The 16,999-nt window shown below is 70.0% G+C and carries 17 protein-coding genes and 1 pseudogene; 11 read left to right on the top strand and 7 right to left on the bottom strand.

Features of this window, described 5'->3' with window-relative positions; genetic code table 11:
• Positions 1-196 precede the first annotated feature (196 nt).
• Positions 197-826: a TetR/AcrR family transcriptional regulator gene (locus tag IEY82_RS15000; protein ID WP_189124714.1), complete on the bottom strand. Its 630-nt coding sequence runs from the start codon at positions 824-826 to the stop codon at positions 197-199.
• Positions 827-910: 84 nt separating this feature from the next.
• Between IEY82_RS15000 and IEY82_RS14995 the strand changes: the two genes are divergently transcribed.
• Complete coding sequence (locus IEY82_RS14995) at positions 911-1,684, top strand: SDR family oxidoreductase (protein ID WP_189124713.1); 774 nt, start codon at positions 911-913, stop codon at positions 1,682-1,684.
• A gap of 111 nt (positions 1,685-1,795) precedes the next feature.
• Here the strand turns inward: IEY82_RS14995 and IEY82_RS14990 are convergent, their stop codons facing one another.
• Complete coding sequence (locus IEY82_RS14990; protein ID WP_225262791.1) at positions 1,796-2,503, bottom strand: DNA alkylation repair protein; 708 nt, start codon at positions 2,501-2,503, stop codon at positions 1,796-1,798.
• Between the two features lie 117 nt (positions 2,504-2,620).
• Complete coding sequence (locus IEY82_RS14985; RefSeq protein WP_189124712.1) at positions 2,621-3,256, bottom strand: class I SAM-dependent methyltransferase; 636 nt, start codon at positions 3,254-3,256, stop codon at positions 2,621-2,623.
• A 200-nt stretch (positions 3,257-3,456) separates the two neighbouring features.
• Here IEY82_RS14985 and IEY82_RS14980 point away from each other — a divergent pair.
• From IEY82_RS14980 to fmdA, 5 genes and pseudogenes are all read left to right on the top strand, one after another.
• A pseudogene (locus tag IEY82_RS14980) lies at positions 3,457-3,710 on the top strand (helix-turn-helix domain-containing protein); the annotation flags it as partial.
• A 169-nt stretch (positions 3,711-3,879) separates the two neighbouring features.
• The gene (locus IEY82_RS14975) at positions 3,880-4,290 is read left to right on the top strand and encodes an ArsR/SmtB family transcription factor (RefSeq protein WP_225262725.1); all 411 of its coding nucleotides are present in this window, start codon (positions 3,880-3,882) and stop codon (positions 4,288-4,290) included.
• A complete protein-coding gene (locus IEY82_RS14970) occupies positions 4,223-4,705 on the top strand; it encodes an SRPBCC family protein (protein WP_189124710.1) in 483 nt (160 codons plus the stop codon). The genes IEY82_RS14975 and IEY82_RS14970 overlap by 68 nt, the downstream gene beginning before the upstream one ends.
• Complete coding sequence (locus tag IEY82_RS14965; protein WP_189124709.1) at positions 4,692-5,264, top strand: TIGR03086 family metal-binding protein; 573 nt, start codon at positions 4,692-4,694, stop codon at positions 5,262-5,264. Before IEY82_RS14970 ends, IEY82_RS14965 begins: the two co-directional genes overlap by 14 nt.
• Positions 5,265-5,850: 586 nt before the next feature.
• The gene (fmdA, locus tag IEY82_RS14960) at positions 5,851-7,107 is read left to right on the top strand and encodes a formamidase (protein ID WP_189124708.1); all 1,257 of its coding nucleotides are present in this window, start codon (positions 5,851-5,853) and stop codon (positions 7,105-7,107) included.
• A 38-nt stretch (positions 7,108-7,145) separates the two neighbouring features.
• Here fmdA and IEY82_RS14955 read toward each other — a convergent pair whose 3' ends face one another.
• Entirely contained in the window at positions 7,146-8,009 is an 864-nt protein-coding gene (locus IEY82_RS14955) for an SAM-dependent methyltransferase (protein WP_189124707.1), read from the bottom strand.
• A gap of 279 nt (positions 8,010-8,288) precedes the next feature.
• Here IEY82_RS14955 and IEY82_RS14950 point away from each other — a divergent pair, with 279 nt between their 5' ends.
• The 5 genes from IEY82_RS14950 to ppk2 all read left to right on the top strand — a co-directional run bounded on the left by IEY82_RS14950 (position 8,289) and on the right by ppk2 (position 12,302).
• Positions 8,289-8,597, top strand: a complete 309-nt coding sequence (locus tag IEY82_RS14950; RefSeq protein WP_189124706.1) for a hypothetical protein — start codon at positions 8,289-8,291, stop codon at positions 8,595-8,597.
• A 5-nt stretch (positions 8,598-8,602) separates the two neighbouring features.
• Complete coding sequence (locus tag IEY82_RS14945) at positions 8,603-9,646, top strand: hypothetical protein (RefSeq protein ID WP_229697589.1); 1,044 nt, start codon at positions 8,603-8,605, stop codon at positions 9,644-9,646.
• Positions 9,647-9,655: 9 nt separating this feature from the next.
• A complete protein-coding gene (locus IEY82_RS14940; protein WP_189124704.1) occupies positions 9,656-10,180 on the top strand; it encodes a hypothetical protein in 525 nt (174 codons plus the stop codon).
• 170 nt (positions 10,181-10,350) lie between these two features.
• Positions 10,351-11,184 carry a glycerophosphodiester phosphodiesterase gene (locus IEY82_RS14935; protein WP_225262729.1) on the top strand — a complete coding sequence of 278 codons (834 nt, stop codon included), beginning with the start codon at positions 10,351-10,353 and terminating at the stop codon, positions 11,182-11,184.
• A 92-nt stretch (positions 11,185-11,276) separates the two neighbouring features.
• Entirely contained in the window at positions 11,277-12,302 is a 1,026-nt protein-coding gene (ppk2, locus tag IEY82_RS14930) for a polyphosphate kinase 2 (RefSeq protein WP_225262731.1), read from the top strand.
• Positions 12,303-12,379: 77 nt separating this feature from the next.
• Here the strand turns inward: ppk2 and IEY82_RS14925 are convergent, their stop codons facing one another.
• The 3 genes from IEY82_RS14925 to IEY82_RS14915 all read right to left on the bottom strand — a co-directional run bounded on the left by IEY82_RS14925 (position 12,380) and on the right by IEY82_RS14915 (position 16,984).
• Positions 12,380-12,781: a hypothetical protein gene (locus tag IEY82_RS14925; RefSeq protein WP_189124703.1), complete on the bottom strand. Its 402-nt coding sequence runs from the start codon at positions 12,779-12,781 to the stop codon at positions 12,380-12,382.
• Between the two features lie 171 nt (positions 12,782-12,952).
• Complete coding sequence (locus tag IEY82_RS14920) at positions 12,953-13,282, bottom strand: putative quinol monooxygenase (RefSeq protein WP_189124702.1); 330 nt, start codon at positions 13,280-13,282, stop codon at positions 12,953-12,955.
• Positions 13,283-13,411: 129 nt separating this feature from the next.
• On the bottom strand, positions 13,412-16,984 hold the full coding sequence (locus IEY82_RS14915) for a WD40 repeat domain-containing serine/threonine protein kinase (protein ID WP_189124701.1): 3,573 nt from the start codon (positions 16,982-16,984) through the stop codon (positions 13,412-13,414).
• Between the last annotated feature and the right edge of the window lie 15 nt (positions 16,985-16,999).

The raw sequence follows: 16,999 nt of genomic DNA, 5'->3' as shown, positions 1-16,999 counted from the left end.
CGGTACGTGGCGAAGCCGATGCCGAGCTGGGCGCGGCGGGATTCATCGGCGGCGTATCCGGCGAGACTCACGGCGTCCGACTATTCGGCCGGTCTCCGCTCGTCATGCTGCACTCTCTTGCCATGACCCGTGGTCTTAGCAACTCGTTGAGCACTGAAGCGCGTGGTGGATGACCTTGGCCACTTGAGGCTGTGGGTCAGCTTGGCGGACCTGGCCCACGTCTCGGCCATGCGGCCAGGGCCAGTTCGGCGATGTCGGCGAGTTCGGTCGCGTCGGCTCCGTCCCGGGCGCGCTGCGACATTCCTTGGATGACGGCGGCGAAGTAGCCGGCCAGCGCACGGGGATCGGCGTATGGGGGTAGTTCGCCGTCCTGCTGAGCGGTGCGCAGGCGGTCCTGGAAGACCGCGAGGTTGGCGTTGCGCAGATCGCGCAGGAACGCTGCTATCTCGGCGTCCTGGACGGTGACGTTGGTGGCGGCGGTGATGGTCAGGCAGCCGGCGGGGTGGGAGGGGTCGGGGTAGATCGTCGCGGCCTCGCGCAGGATGCGAGCGAAAGCCTGGTAAGCCGTGGGCTCCTCGTGGAGGGCGAGGCCGATGAACGCGCCGACGGGCGAGCGGGCGTAGGCGTGCACGACCTCCTTGAACAGCGCCTTCTTGCCGCCGAAGGCGGCGTACAGGCTGCCTGGCCGGATGCCCATCGCCTCGGTGAGCTCGTTGAGCGAGGTGGCCTCGTAGCCGTGCTCCCAGAACAGTCGCGTGGCTGCGGCGAGTGCCACGTCACGGTCGAACGTGCGCGGACGGCCCCGTGCCGTGCCTGCTTTACTCATGCCTCACATTCTAGAGCGTTCACTCAAAAAATCATGCTAGCGTGATTGTTGAGCAATCACTCAAGAAATAGGAGGTAGCACATCATGGGCGGACGCAGGCTGGACGACAAGGTGGCGCTGGTCACCGGCGGCAGCAGGGGGATCGGGCGGGCCATCGCCGAGCGGCTCGGCCGGGAGGGCGCGGTCGTGGCCGTCGCCTTCGCCCGCGATCAAGCCGCGGCCGACGAGGTCGTCCAAACAATCGGCAAGGACGGCGGCCGGGCGTTCGCGATCCGGGCCGAGCTGGGCAGGCACGGCGACGCGGCCGCGCTGTGGGCCGCCTTCGACGCCCAGACCCAACGGCACTCGCTCCGGGCGGGCGTCGACATCATCGTCAACAACGCCGGCATCGGCCGCAGCTCAGACCTGGCCTCGCTCACCGAAGAGGAGTTCGACGAGGTCTTCGCGGTGAACGTCCGGGCACCGTTCTTCATCCTGCAGCAGGGGCTGAGCCGGCTGCGCGACGGCGGGCGGATCATCAACATCTCCAGCGGCGCGGCCCGCCTGGCCATGCCGGAGATCATCGCCTACAGCTCCACCAAGGGGGCCCTGGACACCTTCACCCTCAACCTGGCCAAGCAACTGGGCCCGCGGGGCATCACGGCGAACTCGGTGGCCCCCGGAATCGTGGATACCGACGTCAACGCGGGATGGCTGCGCGGCAACGCGGAAGCCGAGGCGCACGCCGCGTCGCTGGCCGCGCTGGGCCGGGTCGGGCAGCCCGAAGACATCGCCGACATCGTGGCATTCCTTGCCTCCGGCGAGGCTCGCTGGGTGACCGGCAGGGTGATCGACGCGACCGGTGGTGCCGGATTGTGACCCTCTTCTCGGGTGGGGCCCACTGAACGGTCAGTCCGTCGGCAGCGGCGTCAGAACCCGCATGTCGACGTACTGACGAATGCCGGCACTCGGTACGGCGGCCCACGCTCGCTACATCGAGCCGGGGCTCCTGGCGGGAGCCATGGCCGCGCCGGTCGGCAGGGGTGTCTGGCTCTCATCGCCATGCTGTCGGCGCACGATCTCGTTGATCCAGATGGGTGCGAACGGCGACGTGCAGCCCGGCGAAGTCGGGTAGTCCTTGAGCACCTCCAGGCGCTCACCGATGTCGATCGCACGGGCGCGGTGCTCGGCGTACTCGATGCCGATCTGAGCCAGGCAGTGGTTCATCGCCCACTGCAGGCGATCCGGGGCGTCCTTCATCTCGGCCTCGATGACGTCGAGCAGTCCTGCGAGGTCGAGGCCGTCGGGCTTCTTCGCCACGCGTTCGGTGGTCAGCGCCCAGCCGGCGCTCGCGACCACTGGATCCGGATCGGCGGACCAGACCTGGCGCAGCTCCTCGGCGTGCGGGTTCTTCTTCACCACGTAGTTCACGAGCCAGTCGTGCACCTTGGGTGTGCGCGCCTCGCGCATCATGGCGTCCAACTCGTCACGCTCGAACGCCTTCGGACGGCAGATCAGGGTCGCCAGCAGTCTCGCCGCGGTGTCACCCGTCTCCCAGAGCCGGCACGCGAGCTCCTGCCGCGTCTTCAGCCGCTTCGCGAGCGCGCGCAGCTTGCCGAGGTTCACACCGTGATCGTCGCCGTGTTTCTCGTTCACCTCGCGTATCTTCGGGTCCTCGAGGTCGGCCAGCTCGGCCATCACCTCGACCACGGTCGTCTCGGTCACTCCGGCCTCCCGTCCGTCACGCGCGGGATTCAGCCTACGACGGAAGTCGGCCTCCTGTCGTACCCGCCGGTGCGGCGTCGGATGGTGTGATCAACGGCGGTGGGTGGCGCGTACGACGACGTCGTGAAGGGGGACGGCTCGGTCGCCGTGGCCGGTGAGTGTGCGGAGGTGTTCTTCGGCGGTGACGATCTCCCACTCCGTGCCGTTCAGGCGCGCGGTGATGGACGTGGAGGTGGCCGACGCTTCGGCGGGAGGGTGGTGCCCGTGGCCGGTAGCGCCCTGGGTGCGCAGGTGCCCCACGATGAGCAGCGTGCCGCCGGGGGCCACCCAACCCGCCAGCCGGTCGTAGAACTCCAACTGGGGCATCGCCGGGTGGGCGTAGTGGGTCATGACCAGGTCGAACCGTACGTCCGGGCTCCAGACGCTCAGATCCGCCTCGACCCACCGCAAGCGCTCGGAGGCTCCGCTCGTCGCCGCGCGCTCGGCGGCGCGAGCAAGGGCCTCGGACGAGATGTCGGCCGCGGTGACGTGCCAGCCATGGGAGGCGAGCCAGATCGCCTCGGCGCCGCCGCCGCACCCCGCATCCAGCGCCGTGCCCGGTGTCAGGCCGCTGGTCTCACGAGCGAGGTACGGGTTCGGCGGATTGCCGCCCATGGAGCCGGGGCCACCATCTCGTCCCTGTTGCCAGTGCCGCTCCCAGAAGTCCTTGTCGAATTCGTACGTCAACAGTTGTCCTCCTCGTCGCGAGGCTGCGCGGATCCGTCCGCCGTGGCCGGTGACCTCGTCACGGCCAAGGTGCCAACGGCTCCGCCGGGCTGACCCGCGGATCGTGCACCCCTTCGCGGTGCGTTCCTCGGTTCGTGGTTCATGGTGCTGGCAAGGAAGGCGGACGCGCAAACGTCGTTGCCGAATGGCGAATTGGCGGGGTGGGCGAAGCCACAGACCGCACTCTTGACGCTGTCGGGCCGCTAAACGCCTTCGGCTGCGTCGGGACATGGCGCTCGCCGACCTCGCGCAGGAGACCGGCATCTCCACCAGCACCTTGTCCCGGCTTGAGGCGGGCCTGCGACGCCCCACGCTTGAGCAGCTGCTTCCGTTGGCTCGCGCCCACGGGGTCACACTCGACGAGCTCGTCAACGCGCCGCCGACCGGCGACCCCCGCGTCAATCTGCGTCCCATCCCCTGCGGCGACGGCGCGGTCATCCTGAGATCGTCAGGCTCTGAGCTCGTCCGCCTGCCACGGCCCGGCCCGGGCGTGGTCGACCATCTGATCCGCGCGCACGCAGCGCTTTCAACCGCTGGGTTGACCGATGGGCGGCCCACGGTCTACGGTCCTTTCAACCGTTGGGTTGAAAGTAAGGGAGACGACCACGGACACGCTGTCCCGGGTCTTCGCCGCCCTCGCCGATCCGACTCGGCGCGACATGGTGGCCCGGCTCGCCGAGGGCGACGCGACTGTGAGTCAGTTGGCTGAGCCGTACCGGATGACGCTGCAGGCCGTCTACAAGCACCTGCGGGTGCTCGAGGACGCCGGGCTCATCAGCCGGCCGCGAGGGCCGCAGCCCCGGCCGGTGCGCCTGGAGGTCCAGGCCCTCGACCTGATGGACACCTGGATCGAGCGCCACCGGGACCGCGTCGAGCAGCGCAACCGCCGCCTTGACGCCGTCCTGGCGGAGATGAACGGAGACGAGCATGGACAGGTTCACGGAGACGGTCATCGAAGTCGACCCGAAGCTGCCGATCATCCTGACAACACGTGACTTCGCGGCGACGCCCGAGCAATTGTTCCGCGCCCACACCGATCCCGAGTTGTTCGCCCGTTGGGTGGGCCCCCACGCCCTGGCCACCCGGATCGAGCACTGGGACGCCCGTACCGGCGGCAGCTGGCGGTACGTCTCGGCGCAGGACGGCACGGAGTACGGCTTCCATGGCTGCTTCCACGAGGTGAGGCCGGACCGCATCGTGCAGACCTTGACGTACGAGGGCGATCCCGACGGAGTCACGCTGGAGACGTTGTGGTTCGAGGACCTGGGCGGCGGCCGTACCCGGCTGCGGACGCAGGCGTTGGTCGACAGTTTCGAAGGCCGCGACGCGTGGCTGCGCAGCGGTATGGAGATCGGTGTGAACGAGGGTTACGCGAAGCTGGAGAGGATGCTCGCCGATGGTGCTGTCTGATCACCCGGCCGAGCGGCACCGGCAGGTCGCCGGGCTGTTCACGGACCGGGTCCGAGGCGTCCGATCCTGGGACGCGCCGTCGCCGGTCGCCGGTTGGGCCGCCCGCGACGTCGTGCGTCACCTGACCGAATGGTTCCCCGGGTTTCTCGCCTCCGGCGCCGGCATCGAGCTGCCCCAGGGAGCGTCGGTGGATGAGGACCCGGTCGCCGCGTGGCAGGTGCACTGCGACGGCGTGCAGGCGGTGCTGGACGACGCGGCGACGGCGCACCGGGAACTCGTCAACCGACACGTCGGCAGCCTGCCTGTGGCGGCTGCGATCGACCAGTTCTACACCGTTGACGTGTTCATGCACACCTGGGATCTCTCCAGGGCCACCGGCCAGGACGACCGGCTGGACCCCGAGTTCTGTGCTCGGCTTCTCGCCCAGATGGAGCAGATGGAGGAGGCTCTGCGCGCTTCCGGCCAGTACGGTGCCCCGGTCGAGGTGCCCGCCGGTGCGGACGCCCAGACCAGACTGCTCGGTTTCATCGGCCGGGACCCGTTCTGGGCAGGGCGGTGAGCCGGACTCCGTAACAGGGAGACTCGGGGGCGCTGACCTATCACCCGAGGCTTCGGGCATGCACAGCTGGCAGGTACGTTGCATGGGTTTTGCCTAGGGACTCAGCGAACTGCCTTACTCCGCGAGCAAGCTTGGCGGAAGTGAGATCGATTGCAGCTCATTCGCGCGTTAAGTTGCATATGTATCCGGTTCTGAGGCTGTTTCCCCAGGTCGCGTCGAGAGAGACGTCGTGGCCTGGGGAGGCTTTTGTTGGAATTCGCGCGAAGGGCGTTTGCTATGGCGATATATGGCTATCGCTGTCCGCACTGCTCCGACATTGATGCCGCATTTCCGATCGGCAGCGCACCGGCTGATATGCCGTGCCCGGACTGCGGAGCGACCTCGGTCCGGGTGTTCTCGCCGCCGATGCTCACGCGCACTCCGGCTGCCGTGTCGGCCCAGTTGCGACGCGCGGAGCGCAGCGCCTCCGAGCCCGAAGTCGTCACGTCCCTGCCACGGCGCCGCGCCGTGGGGGCGGTGGCCACCCATCCCGCCACCAGACGCCTGCCGCGCCCGTGACCGTCCCTGTGCCGAAAGGAATCCAGCCGTGCCAGAGCTGATCTTCCCGCTCGACTCGACCAAGAAGTTCACCGACCAGGCCAAGATCGGTCACAACCGTTGGCATCCCGAGATCCCGCCGGTGGCACGGGTCAAGCCGGGCGACAGCTTCCGGGTCCACTGCCGGGAGTGGTTCGACGGCGCGATCCACAACGACGACTCCGCCGAGGACATCCGTGACGCCCCGCTGACGACGGTGCACGCGCTCAGCGGCCCCTTCGCGGTCGAGGGGGCCGAGCCGGGCGACCTGCTGATCGTGGACATCCTGGACGTGGGGCCCATTCCGCAGGAGGACAGCGGCCCGCTGGCCGGCCAGGGCTGGGGCTACACCGGCGTCTTCCCCACCAAGAACGGCGGCGGGTTCCTCACCGAGCAGTTCCCCGATGCCTACAAGGCGATCTGGGACTTCTCCGGTCAGGAGGCCACATCACGCCACATCCCGGCGGTGTCGTTCATCGGCATCGTCCACCCCGGCCTCATGGGCACCGCGCCGTCGGCGGAGCTGCTGGCGAAATGGAACTCCCGGGAGGGCGCGCTGATCGCCACCGACCCGCAGAGAGTGCCGCCGCTGGCCCTGCCCCCCGAGCCTCAGGACGCAGTCCTCGGGTCGGTGCCCTCATCGGAGTTCGGCCGGGTCGCCGGCGAGGCCGCCCGCACCGCGCCGCCCCGGGAGAACGGCGGCAACCAGGACATCAAGAACCTGACCAAGGGCTCCCGCATCTTCTATCCGGTGTTCGTCTCCGGCGCGAACCTGTCGGTCGGCGACCTGCACTTCTCGCAGGGCGACGGCGAGATCACCTTCTGCGGCGCCATCGAGATGGGCGGCTTCATCGACCTGCACGTCGACCTCATCAAGGGCGGCATGGAGACGTACCGCGTCGGCGAGAACGCCATCTTCATGCCGGGCCGCACCGCCCCCCAGTACAGCGAGTGGCTCGCGTTCTCCGGGACGTCCGTCACGCTGGACGGCGAGCAGCGCTACCTCGACTCGCAGCTGTCCTACCAGCGCGCCTGCCTGCACGCGATCGACTACCTGACGACCTTCGGCTACAGCCCTGAGCAGGCATATCTGTTGCTCGGCGCGGCGCCGATCGAGGGTCGGCTGTCGGGAGTGGTGGACATCCCCAACTCCTGCGCCACCGTCTACCTGCCCACCGCGATCTTCGACTTCGATGTCCGTCCCGGCGCGTCCGGCCCGGCCCGCGTGCCCCAGGGCACCAGCGCACCGCACGCCAGCTTCGGCTGAGCCGCGGAGAGAGCCGAGAGGTCGGGCATGATCACGGCTCAGGCCGGTTCCGGGCCCGGCTTGCGGGCGACGCCTCCCACCAGGGTGTGGTACGTGATGCCCTGCGCGGCCCGGTCGTCGGGGCCGGGTCGCCACTCGGCCACCGGCACCAGGCCGGGGGCGAGGACCTCGAAGTCCCCGAAGTAGGCGAGGATCTCGTCGTGGAAGCGCCAGCGGCCGGTGCCCAGGTTCTCGTTGAACAGCTTCTCGGCCGACGCCGCCTGCTCGGCGATCTCGGGCCGGGCGGCACCCGGATTGTGGAAGTGGGAGATGGCCAGGTAGCTGCCCGGAGGCAGCGCGTTCCTGAGCCGGGCGGCGATTCCCTCGGGGTCCTCGGCGTCGTTGAGATGATGCAGGATCGAGAAGAGCAGCAGGGCGACGGGTTGCGAGAAGTCGACGAGCCGGCGCAGCTCCGGATGGCTCAGGATGTCGTCGGCCTGGCGGATGTCGGCCTGGATGACCGTCGTGGTGTCGTTCTTGGCCAGCAGGGCGCGGCCGTGCACGAGAACGATCGGGTCGTTGTCGACATAGACCACCCGCGCCCGCGGGTCAACGCCTTGGGCGATCTCGTGCACGTTTCCCTGGGTGGGGAGGCCCGAGCCGATGTCCACGAACTGCCGGATGCCCGCTTCGGCCGCCAGGTGGCGCACGACCCGGCGGAGGAACTCACGGTTGGCCCGCGCGGCCTCGGGGGCGTCCGGCGCGATCTGGAGGGCCATCTCGGCGACCTTGCGGTCGGAGGCGAAGTTGTCCTTGCCGCCCAGCATGTAGTCGTAGACCCGCGCGATGCTCGGCTTGCTGATCTCGATGCCGGCCGGAGCCCGGTCCTGTGCGCCTTCGGCCGAGCTCAGATCTTCGGACATGATTCTTCCTCCTGCTCGATCGCACACTGACCGATCGACAGCGATCTTAGTCAGCTTCTCTGGAGAGAAATCAAGCTTTCTTCCCGTTCTTGCTGGAGATTAGAGAAATCGGGTGTCTGGCAGAAATTGGGAAGAGGTAGAACTAGCGTCCTTGTCATCCGATAACGGCTTCATGTCATATTTCAGGGTGTCAGGTCGGCCTTGATCTAGAACGATACGGCTGGAAGGGCCTCGGTAGCGGATGACCCGTTATCTACGATGGACGGGTACCCGGGGGTGGTGATGAAGGCGTCCGGCTTATTCCTTGCGTTGATCTTCGGCGTGCTGCTCGCGACGACATACGACGGACCGGCCACCGAGGTGGGAGGGTCGCCTCCGGCCCAGACCATGCCGGTGTCGCCTTCTGCTTCCCCTGTGCCGGTGACCGTTCCCGTGCCGACGGTGACGGTGACGCGGATCGCGCAGCCGCCGTCTCACGACTCCGGAGCACTCAGTGTCGGGGACGGCGTGCTGATGATGATCTGCGCCGCCGCCGTGACCTTCGCCCTCTCGGCCTGCTGGGTCACGTACGCGAGGAGGGACTCCTGATGAGTGTGGTCGTGGCGGTCACCTGCCTGCTCGTCGCCGTCGCGGCGCTCGGCATCGTGCTCCGGTTCCGCAACGAGGTCGGTCTCTTCCGGAGGGACCTCGACCACGTCGAGGACAGAGAGGCGGCGAGGAGCAAGGCGCTGGAGAGCCAGTGGTCAGCACACCGCGAACTGCTGGACAGGCTGGGCGAGGTGCGGGACGAACTCGCCGTTCTGAGAGAGTCCCAGGATTCGCGGATCGCGAGTGTGGTGGACAGGCATATGGCGGAACGAGGGTTCCGCGAAACACTTGCGGCGGGCGCCGCGGAGGTGGGCGCCACGGTGGCCGTGGAGGTCCGGGGACTGGACCACGCGCACGAACCCACCGTCGTCCAGTACGTCGAACGATTCTTGGAAGCCCTTTCACCGGTGCGGATAGTGCCCAAGGCGGCGAGGGCGAATTCCTGGAGAGTCGGATATCTGGTCGAGTTCGCCGCAGGCCAGACATTCGACAGCATTCGGCAGCGCCTCTCGGAGGCACTGCCCGCCGCGGGCGGAGAGGATGACGGCACGGATGCCTCCATCGCCCTGCGCCGGCTGCTCGTCGCGATCCGAGCCACCACGGTGACCATGTACGTGGGTCCCCTCGCGGCCGTCGCGGAGAACGGCCGGCTGGCCGTCGCGTTACTCGACCGCGAGGAACTCCGGTCCTTCGTGGCGGAGGACACCATCGGCGACGTGGCACGCACCCGGACCTATCTGGAGCGCCTCGCTCCGGGCCGGACCAGGGACCTCGCCGACTGGACGGCGAGCCGGGACCCCGCTCCCAGAGGTCATCCTTACCGCATGGACGCGGGGGAGCGCCCCGCCTCATCCGACCTGATCCTGCCGAGCAGGGAAGAGCGCCTGGGCAGGGATGACCGTTCCGAGAGGGATGACCGTTCCGAGAGGGATGACCGTTCCGAGAGGGATGACCGTCCCGGCAGGGGTGGCCGTCCCGGCAGGGGTGGCCGTCCCGGGCCTTATGAGCAGCCGGGCTCGCGTGACGACTTCGGGCCGGATGGGCGGTAGGAGGGTGTGATGGGCGCGATCCTCGCGCAGGTGAGCAGCTCGATCGCCGCTCTCATCGCCGCCGTCGCGGCCATCTCGGTGGCGTACTTCGCGCGCAGGCAGATCCGGGTGGAGGCCGACCGCGCCCATCGACGGGAAGTCGAAGGCCGGGCGGCCCAGTTCGAGCACGAGAGGCAGACTCGCCTCTACGAGGCCCGGTCCAGCGCGTACGCGAAACTGCTGGCGGCGCTGCACGACACGCAGGAGGCACTGATCCGCTATCAGCAGGCTCCGACCGACGAGGCGCGGACCGCGTGCGACAGCACGTTGATCGCGCTGGGGCTCGTCAGGGCGGAGGTCCGGCTGATCGCGAAGCCCGAGACCGATGCGAAAGCCAACGAGGTGTGCAGGTCGCTGACCGCGGCGGTGGCCCACGCGCTGAGCGGAGGCCGGCGGCCGTCCGGGCTGGACCGGGATCTCAAGCCTCTTCTCGACAGCATGCGAGCGGATCTGGGCAGCGACGGAGACCTTCCCGAACAGCGCCGACCCCACTGACGCACGCCAACGCGCTGTGAACCCGGCAAAGAGTTGGTGCGAATGTGGGCAGTGTGTCGGATGAATCATCGCTTTGCTGGCGTTAGTGGGCACCCTCCTACATAACTCGACATAGGACGCATTGTCAGACTCGGGTTACCGACCGTCACAGGCCACACCCGAGGAGGGACATGTACCGCCAGCTCAGTGCCGTGGGCACCGCCGTCCTGACCGCCCTGGCCGTCATGACGGGGACCGCGTCCGCGTCGCCGCGCGAGGTCGACACCATCGCGCATCGGGGCGCCTCCGCGTACGCGCCCGAGAACACGCTCGCGGCGTGCGCCGTGGCCCGGATCCAGCGGGCCGACGTGTGCGAGTTCGACATCCAGCAGACCAAGGACCACCAGCTCGTCCTCATGCACGACGCCACGCTGACCCGTACCACCGATGTCGAGAAGGTCTTTCCCCGGCGTTCGCCGTGGCGGGTCTCCAACTTCACGCTCGCCGAGATCCAGCGGCTGGACGCCGGCTCGTGGTTCTCCTCGCGGTACCGGGGCGAACGGGTGCCCACGCTCGGCCAGGCCATGCGGGCGCTGCGGAACACCGAGATCGGCCTGCTGCTGGAGATCAAACACCCGCCGGACAGCCCGGACATCGACCGGCGGGTGGCCGCCGAGCTGCACGACGCCCGTGCCTGGTGGGGGCGCAAGCGGCTGACCGTGCAGGCGTTCGACTGGCGCTCGATGCGGGCCTTCCACAGCATGGTGCCCCATGTCCCGATCGCGCTGCTCGGCAAACCGGCGGCCGATCGGCTGCCCGAGCTGGCCCAGTACGCCAGCGGGATCAACCTGCCGCACCGCGACCTCACCCCGGGATACGTCGAGGACGTCCACGACCAGGGCATGCGGGTCTTCACCTGGTCGACGAGGAGGCCGCCCGTGATCCGCCGACTGATCTCGTACGGCGTGGACGGCATCATGACCAACAAGCCCGACCGGCTGGAGAACGCGAAGCGTCAGTCGTGACCGGCCCCGCGGCTCACCCGGCGAAGGTCGAGAAGGGGACGCGGCGCGGCGGGTCGGGGTGTCGAGCACGGCGGCAGGGGTAGACGGGCGGCGTGGACAACACCGACAGTGGCGCGGGCCCGGGCGAAGAGCTCCTGGTCACCAGCATGAACGGCGCAAAGATGGAGGCGGCCCCCGCCGAGCTGCTCGACACGGCGGAGGCGCCCCCTGCCGAGCTGCTCGACGACCTCTCCGACCTCCGGGTGATCGACGACGATGACGACGATCCGGTCCTGGTCGACCTCGACGGCCGTCCGTACGACACCTGGCGCGAGCACTACCCCTACCGGAGCCGGATGGACCGCGCCGAGTACGAGCGGACCAAGCGGCTGCTGCAGATCGAGCTGGTGAAGCTGCAGTACTGGATCAAGGACACCGGGGTCCGGCTCGTGGTCCTGTTCGAGGGGCGCGACGCGGCGGGCAAGGGCGGCACGATCAAACGGTTCCAGCAGCATCTGAACCCCCGGGGCGCGGCCGTGGTGGCGCTGGACAAGCCCAGCGAACGCGAGAGCACCCAGTGGTACTTCCAGCGCTACATCGCCCACCTGCCGTCGGCGGGGGAGATGGTGTTCTTCGATCGCTCCTGGTACAACCGCGCGGGGGTCGAGCGGGTGATGGAGTTCTGCACCCCGCGCGAATACCTGGAGTTCCTGCGTCAGGCGCCGCTGTTCGAGCAGATGCTCGTCGAGGACGGCATCCAGCTGGTCAAGTTCTACTTCTCGGTCTCGCGCGGCGAGCAGCTCACCCGCTTCGTCATCCGGTCGATCGACCCGGTCCGGCGCTGGAAGCTGTCACGGATGGACCTGGCGTCCCGCCAGAAATGGGACGAGTACACCGATGCAAAGGAGGACATGTTCCAGCACACCGACACCGACTTCGCGCCCTGGACGGTGATCAAGAGCAACGACAAGAAACGCGCCCGCGTCGAGGCGATCCGGCACGTGCTGAGCCTGTTCGACTACGAGGGCAAGAACCACGAAGTGGTCGGGGTGCCCGATCCGCTCATCGTCCGTACGGCCGCCGACGTCCTCGACGAGGACCGCGACTCCTACCCCGGCTCCCCTCGGCCCGCTGGGTAGCGGCCTCGGAGGGGCGGCCTGCCGCCTCGTGCGAGGCGAGCCGTCAGGAGAGGTGAGCCGTCAGGAGAGGTGAGCCGTCAGGAGTGGACGGCGCGGATCTCCGTGACGGTGAAGTCGTCGACGATGTGCCGGTTCTGCAGGAGGAACCCGACCACGCCCGCCACCGCCTCCACGCCCAGGGTGGCCCGCACCTGCCCGCTCAGCAGGTAGACCAGGGGAGTCGACGGCTGGTCGAGCGCGAAACGGCGGCCGTGGCGGTGGACGTCCTGCAACGCTCTGATCGGGATCGGCCGTTTGGTGGTGAACCACGCCGCGACCTCCCACAGCGGCAGCTCCGGATCGGCCTCGGCCTCGGCGGTGGCGTCGTAGCAGGTGACGCAGCCGTGCCCGGCGTGCTGGCCGTGCGGGCAGGTCCACTGGGCGAGGTCGGCGGTGCTCAGGGTGCTCAGGATCGCCGCCTTGGTCACGCGGCGGCGCACGCGCGGTGGCGGGTCCTCGAACGGGTAGTTGTCGCTGACGATGATCGGATCCCTTCGCGCCCATGTGCCGAGACATCCGAGCCTAACCCTACGTGCCCCGGTGCTGATCCCCGTGGGAGTGTCCACCGCGCCTGACTCGCGCACCCGCTGCGCCGATCTTCGTGGGAGTGTCTACCGCTCGGGGACGGCCATCTCGCCGAGGAGCGACCAGTCGTCCTGCGGGACGTTGACGTTGACGATGCGCGGCGTCTCGGCCAGGTGGGGCGGGAGGGTCCGCCGCGCCTCGGCGAAGTGCTCGGACCCGACGTGCGCGGCCCCGGCCTCGTCGTCGCGGAACGCCTCGACCAGGACGTACACGTCCGGCTCCTCGACGCTGCGCGACCAGTCGAACCACAGGCACCCGGGCTCGGCGCGGGTCGCCCTGGTGAAGTCGGCGGTGATCTCGGGCCACCGGTCGGCATGCTCCGGGAGAACGCGGAACCTAGCGGTGATGAAGATCATTGAGACACTCCTCCGGCTCGACATGCGCCCACGCTCGCCGACGACAGACGGCTTCGACGACATACGGTTTCGACCACCTGAGGCTAACGCAGGCCATCGCCCCTTTCGGGGAGGTGGCGACGGCGGCGCTCAGCCGCACACCCCCTGGTAGGGCAGATCGGCTCCCACGTGCTCGCGCCACTCCTCGCGGGTCAGCGCGCGTCCCGCCCGCGCGCACACCTCCGAGGCCGCGCGCGCCGGATCGACCGGCAACTCCTGTACGGTCCCGTCGCGCCCCGCCACGTGCAGCAGGGAGCCGTCGGGCGAGAACGCGAGGGCGGGCACCGGATCGTCCGAGTCCCGCGGATCGGACAGGTCGGTGACGACGGTGCGGCCATCGCCGAGCTGACGTCCCGTGGCCACGTCGAACAGCGAGACCCTGTCGTCGTGCGCCACCGCCAGGATCCGCCCGTTGGGGGAGAAGACCGCGCCTAGCGCGTCGCCCGGCAGCCTGAACACCCGTCCCGTGGTCCGCCAGGTGCGGCTGTCCCACAGCACCACCGCCCTGTTGCCGTACGGCGAGGCGGCCAGTCCGCCCTTGGGCGCGAGCTCCATCCACCCGCGCGCCAGCGTGCCCGGCCCCTCGGACCGGGGGAGCACCTTCCGCGAGACCAGATCGATCACGTCGGCGCCCGCGGGATCGGCGGTGACGAGGAACCTGCCGTCGGCGCTGAAGGACAGCGCGCCTCCGGCGACCGGCCCGAACCGCATGATCTGTTCGCGCCGCGCGAGGTCGATGACGACGACCTCGCCGCTGCCGTAGAGGTCGCCGGGCAGGGTGTGGCTGACGGCGAGCAGCCGGTTGTCGGGGCTGATCTCCATGTCCGCCCGCTCGGGCTGGGAACTCAGCGGAACCCGGCCCAGCTCGCGCCCGGTGGCGGCGTCCCAGAGCGTGACGCCCTCCGTATGGTTGTCCCAGTGGCCGGTGACGATCGTCCGCCCGTCGGGGCTGACCAGCATGACCGGGCCGTGGTTCACGGCGATGTCGACGCGCGACCTCGTCTCGGTGAGGCCGGGCAGCGACCAGCCGCGCACGGCGCCGCCGGTCCGGGCGAACAGGGCGTCCACGCCGGCGGTGAACCGCCTGTCCCGGGCCCTGGCCGGCAGGACGAGCGGCGGACGGGTCCGCCGGCCGACGTCGTAGCCGGTCACCCGCCCCGACTCGTCCAGCAGGCTCAGCGTCCGGTTCTCCGGGTCCAGGCGCGGTGGGCCGGTCAGCGTGGACGCGATCGTCAGCCGCAGCAGCGGGGCCCCGTCGTCCAGCCGCCACAGCGACAACGGGCTGCCCGCCTGCCTGCCGGAGGTGATCAGAAACCGGCCGTCGTCGCTGAAGACGGCGTCGCTGACGTCACCGGGGAACACCCGCTCGGCCCGCTTGCCGGTGAACAGGTTCCACAGCTCCGTCCTCGTCCCTTCTCCCACGGCGGCCAGGGAGCCGTCGGGGCTGAACGCGAGGACGGGACCGGGCAGGCGCTCGGGAAGCCGCCGGCCCGCGAGCTCTTTCTGGTCGGGGAAACCCCGCAGCGAGGTCTCCGACCGCTCGGCCATGACCTCGACGGAGCCGAAGCGGTCACCCGGCCCGAGCCGCGCGTCTCCCAGCGGCTCGGGCCCCCATCTCGTCTCCAGGCTCCGCCGCGCCACGTTCCACAGCCCGACGTAGGGGCCGCCGAGGTTCTGGCGAACGACGAGATAGCCCCCGCCGGGGCTGAACTCCAGGCTGCCGGGAAGGCCGGTGGGCAGCCCGAATACCTCCGGCACGTACCTGCCCTCGCCCAGCCGGGCGCCGGTCCGCAGGCTCCACAGGGCGACCGTGCCCTGCCTGGCGAGCGCCAGCGTGTCGCCGTCCGGGCTGAGCGCGGCGGTGAAGGGGCCCGCGCCGACCCCGCCGAACGTCCGGACCGTTCGTCCCGTCCACACGTCGTAGGCGGTCACCCGATCGGCGCCCGCGCTGACCAGCGTCCGGCCGTCGGCGCTCAGCGCCCGTCCGGAGTTGGCGGGCGCCGGATCCGTGAAGACCCGCTGCTCCTGCTGGGCGAGCGAGCTCAGCACCGCCGCCCCCGCCTCGGGCACCGGCGCGATGCGGTGGGCCGCGACGCTGAGCAGCATCGACTTCACCGGATCGGTCCCGCGCAGCGCGTCGGCCTGGAGCGCGACCCGTCTGGCCGTGGCCTTCGCCCGCTCCTCGGCCAGACTCCGGTCGCTCGCGTCGCTCCTCAGCGACTGCTGCCACGCGAGGCCGCCCGCGGTGAGCGACACGGCGAGCAGGGCCGCGACGCCCGTCGTGAGCAGGCGCCGCCGCCTGGTCCGCCGCGCCGACCTGGCTCGGCTCGCCTCCACGAACTCCTTCTCCGTCAGGTTCAGCGTCAGCCGCGTGGCGCTCGTCCAGGACAGCGCCTGCCGCAGAGCCGACCCCTGGAGGAGATCCTCGGGACGGCGTCCGCCGCCCGCCCAGCGGCGGGCGGCCTCGCCCAGCTCCCGGTGGGGGCCGAGATCCGCGCGGTCGCTGCTCACCCACTCGTGCAGCCGGGGCCAGGCGTACAGCAGGGCGGCCCTGGCGAGGGTGACGGTGTCGTCCTGGCGCTGGACCAGCGTGGCCTCTTCGAACGCGGCGAGCACCTGTCCGGCTGTCGAGTGCGGCATCTCGGTCAACTCGATCACCGTCGCGCGGCGCGGCGTCTCGTCGCCGTCGCTCACGTTCACCAGCCGCAGCAGCAGGTCGCGGGCCACCTCGCGGTCGGCGGCCGGCAGCGCCGCGTAGACCTCCTCGGCCACCGTGCCCAGCGCGGGCTCGGCGGCGAGTTCGCGCGGCGGCCGCACGCCCGCCGCGGCCTCGGCCCCCTCGGCGAGCACCGTGTGGCCGCCGCCACCGAGGAGGGTCAGCAGGAGCCGCTCGGCGGAGGGACGCGCGGCGGGGTCCTTCGAGAGCGTCGCGCCGACCAACTCGCGCAACCCCTCGGGCAGGGGGCCGAGGTCGGGATCGTGATGGAGCACCCGGTTGATCACCGCGATCGTCGTCGGACCGGCGAACGCGTCACGGCCCGTCGCGGCGAAGTAGACCACCGCGCCCCAGGCGAACACGTCCGCCGCCGCCTCGGCCCGGCCGCCGGAGAACAACTCGGGCGCCATGTACATCGGGGTGCCGGTCAGCTCGCCGGTCGAGGTCATCGACAGGCCCGCGGCTCGGGCGATGCCGAAATCGATCACTCGCGGCCCGTCGTGCCCGAGCAGCACGTTCTCCGGCTTCAGGTCGCGGTGCACCACCCCGGCCTGGTGGATCGCGGTCAGCGCCGTGCCCATGCCGACGGCCAGCCGGTGCAGCCCGTCGCGGTCCAGCGCGGGCCGTTGCGTCACCGCCCGGCGCAGGCTCGGGCCGGGCACGAACTCGGTGACGATGTACGGGCGCTCGCCCTCCAGATCGTGGTCCAGGATGCGGGCCGTGCAGAAGGACGCCACGCGCTGGGCGGCGCTCACCTCCCGGGTGAAGCGCCGGCGCAGCGGGGAGTCACCGGCCAGGTAGGCGTGCAGCACCTTGACCGCCACCCGGTTGGCCGCGCGGTCGTAGCCCTCGTAGACGACGCCCTGGCCCCCTGAGCCGAGCCTGCTCGCCAGCCGGTAGCCGCCCAGCCTCGACGGGTCTCCCGGGCGTAACTCGTCCGCGTTCATGATCCCTTGGACGAC

The sequence above is a fragment of the Nonomuraea cavernae genome, from assembly GCF_014646355.1.
In the GTDB taxonomy this organism is placed as follows: domain Bacteria; phylum Actinomycetota; class Actinomycetes; order Streptosporangiales; family Streptosporangiaceae; genus Nonomuraea; species Nonomuraea cavernae.
Note: the sequence above shows the minus strand (reverse complement) of the source record. Positions and strands in the feature narration are given on the sequence as shown.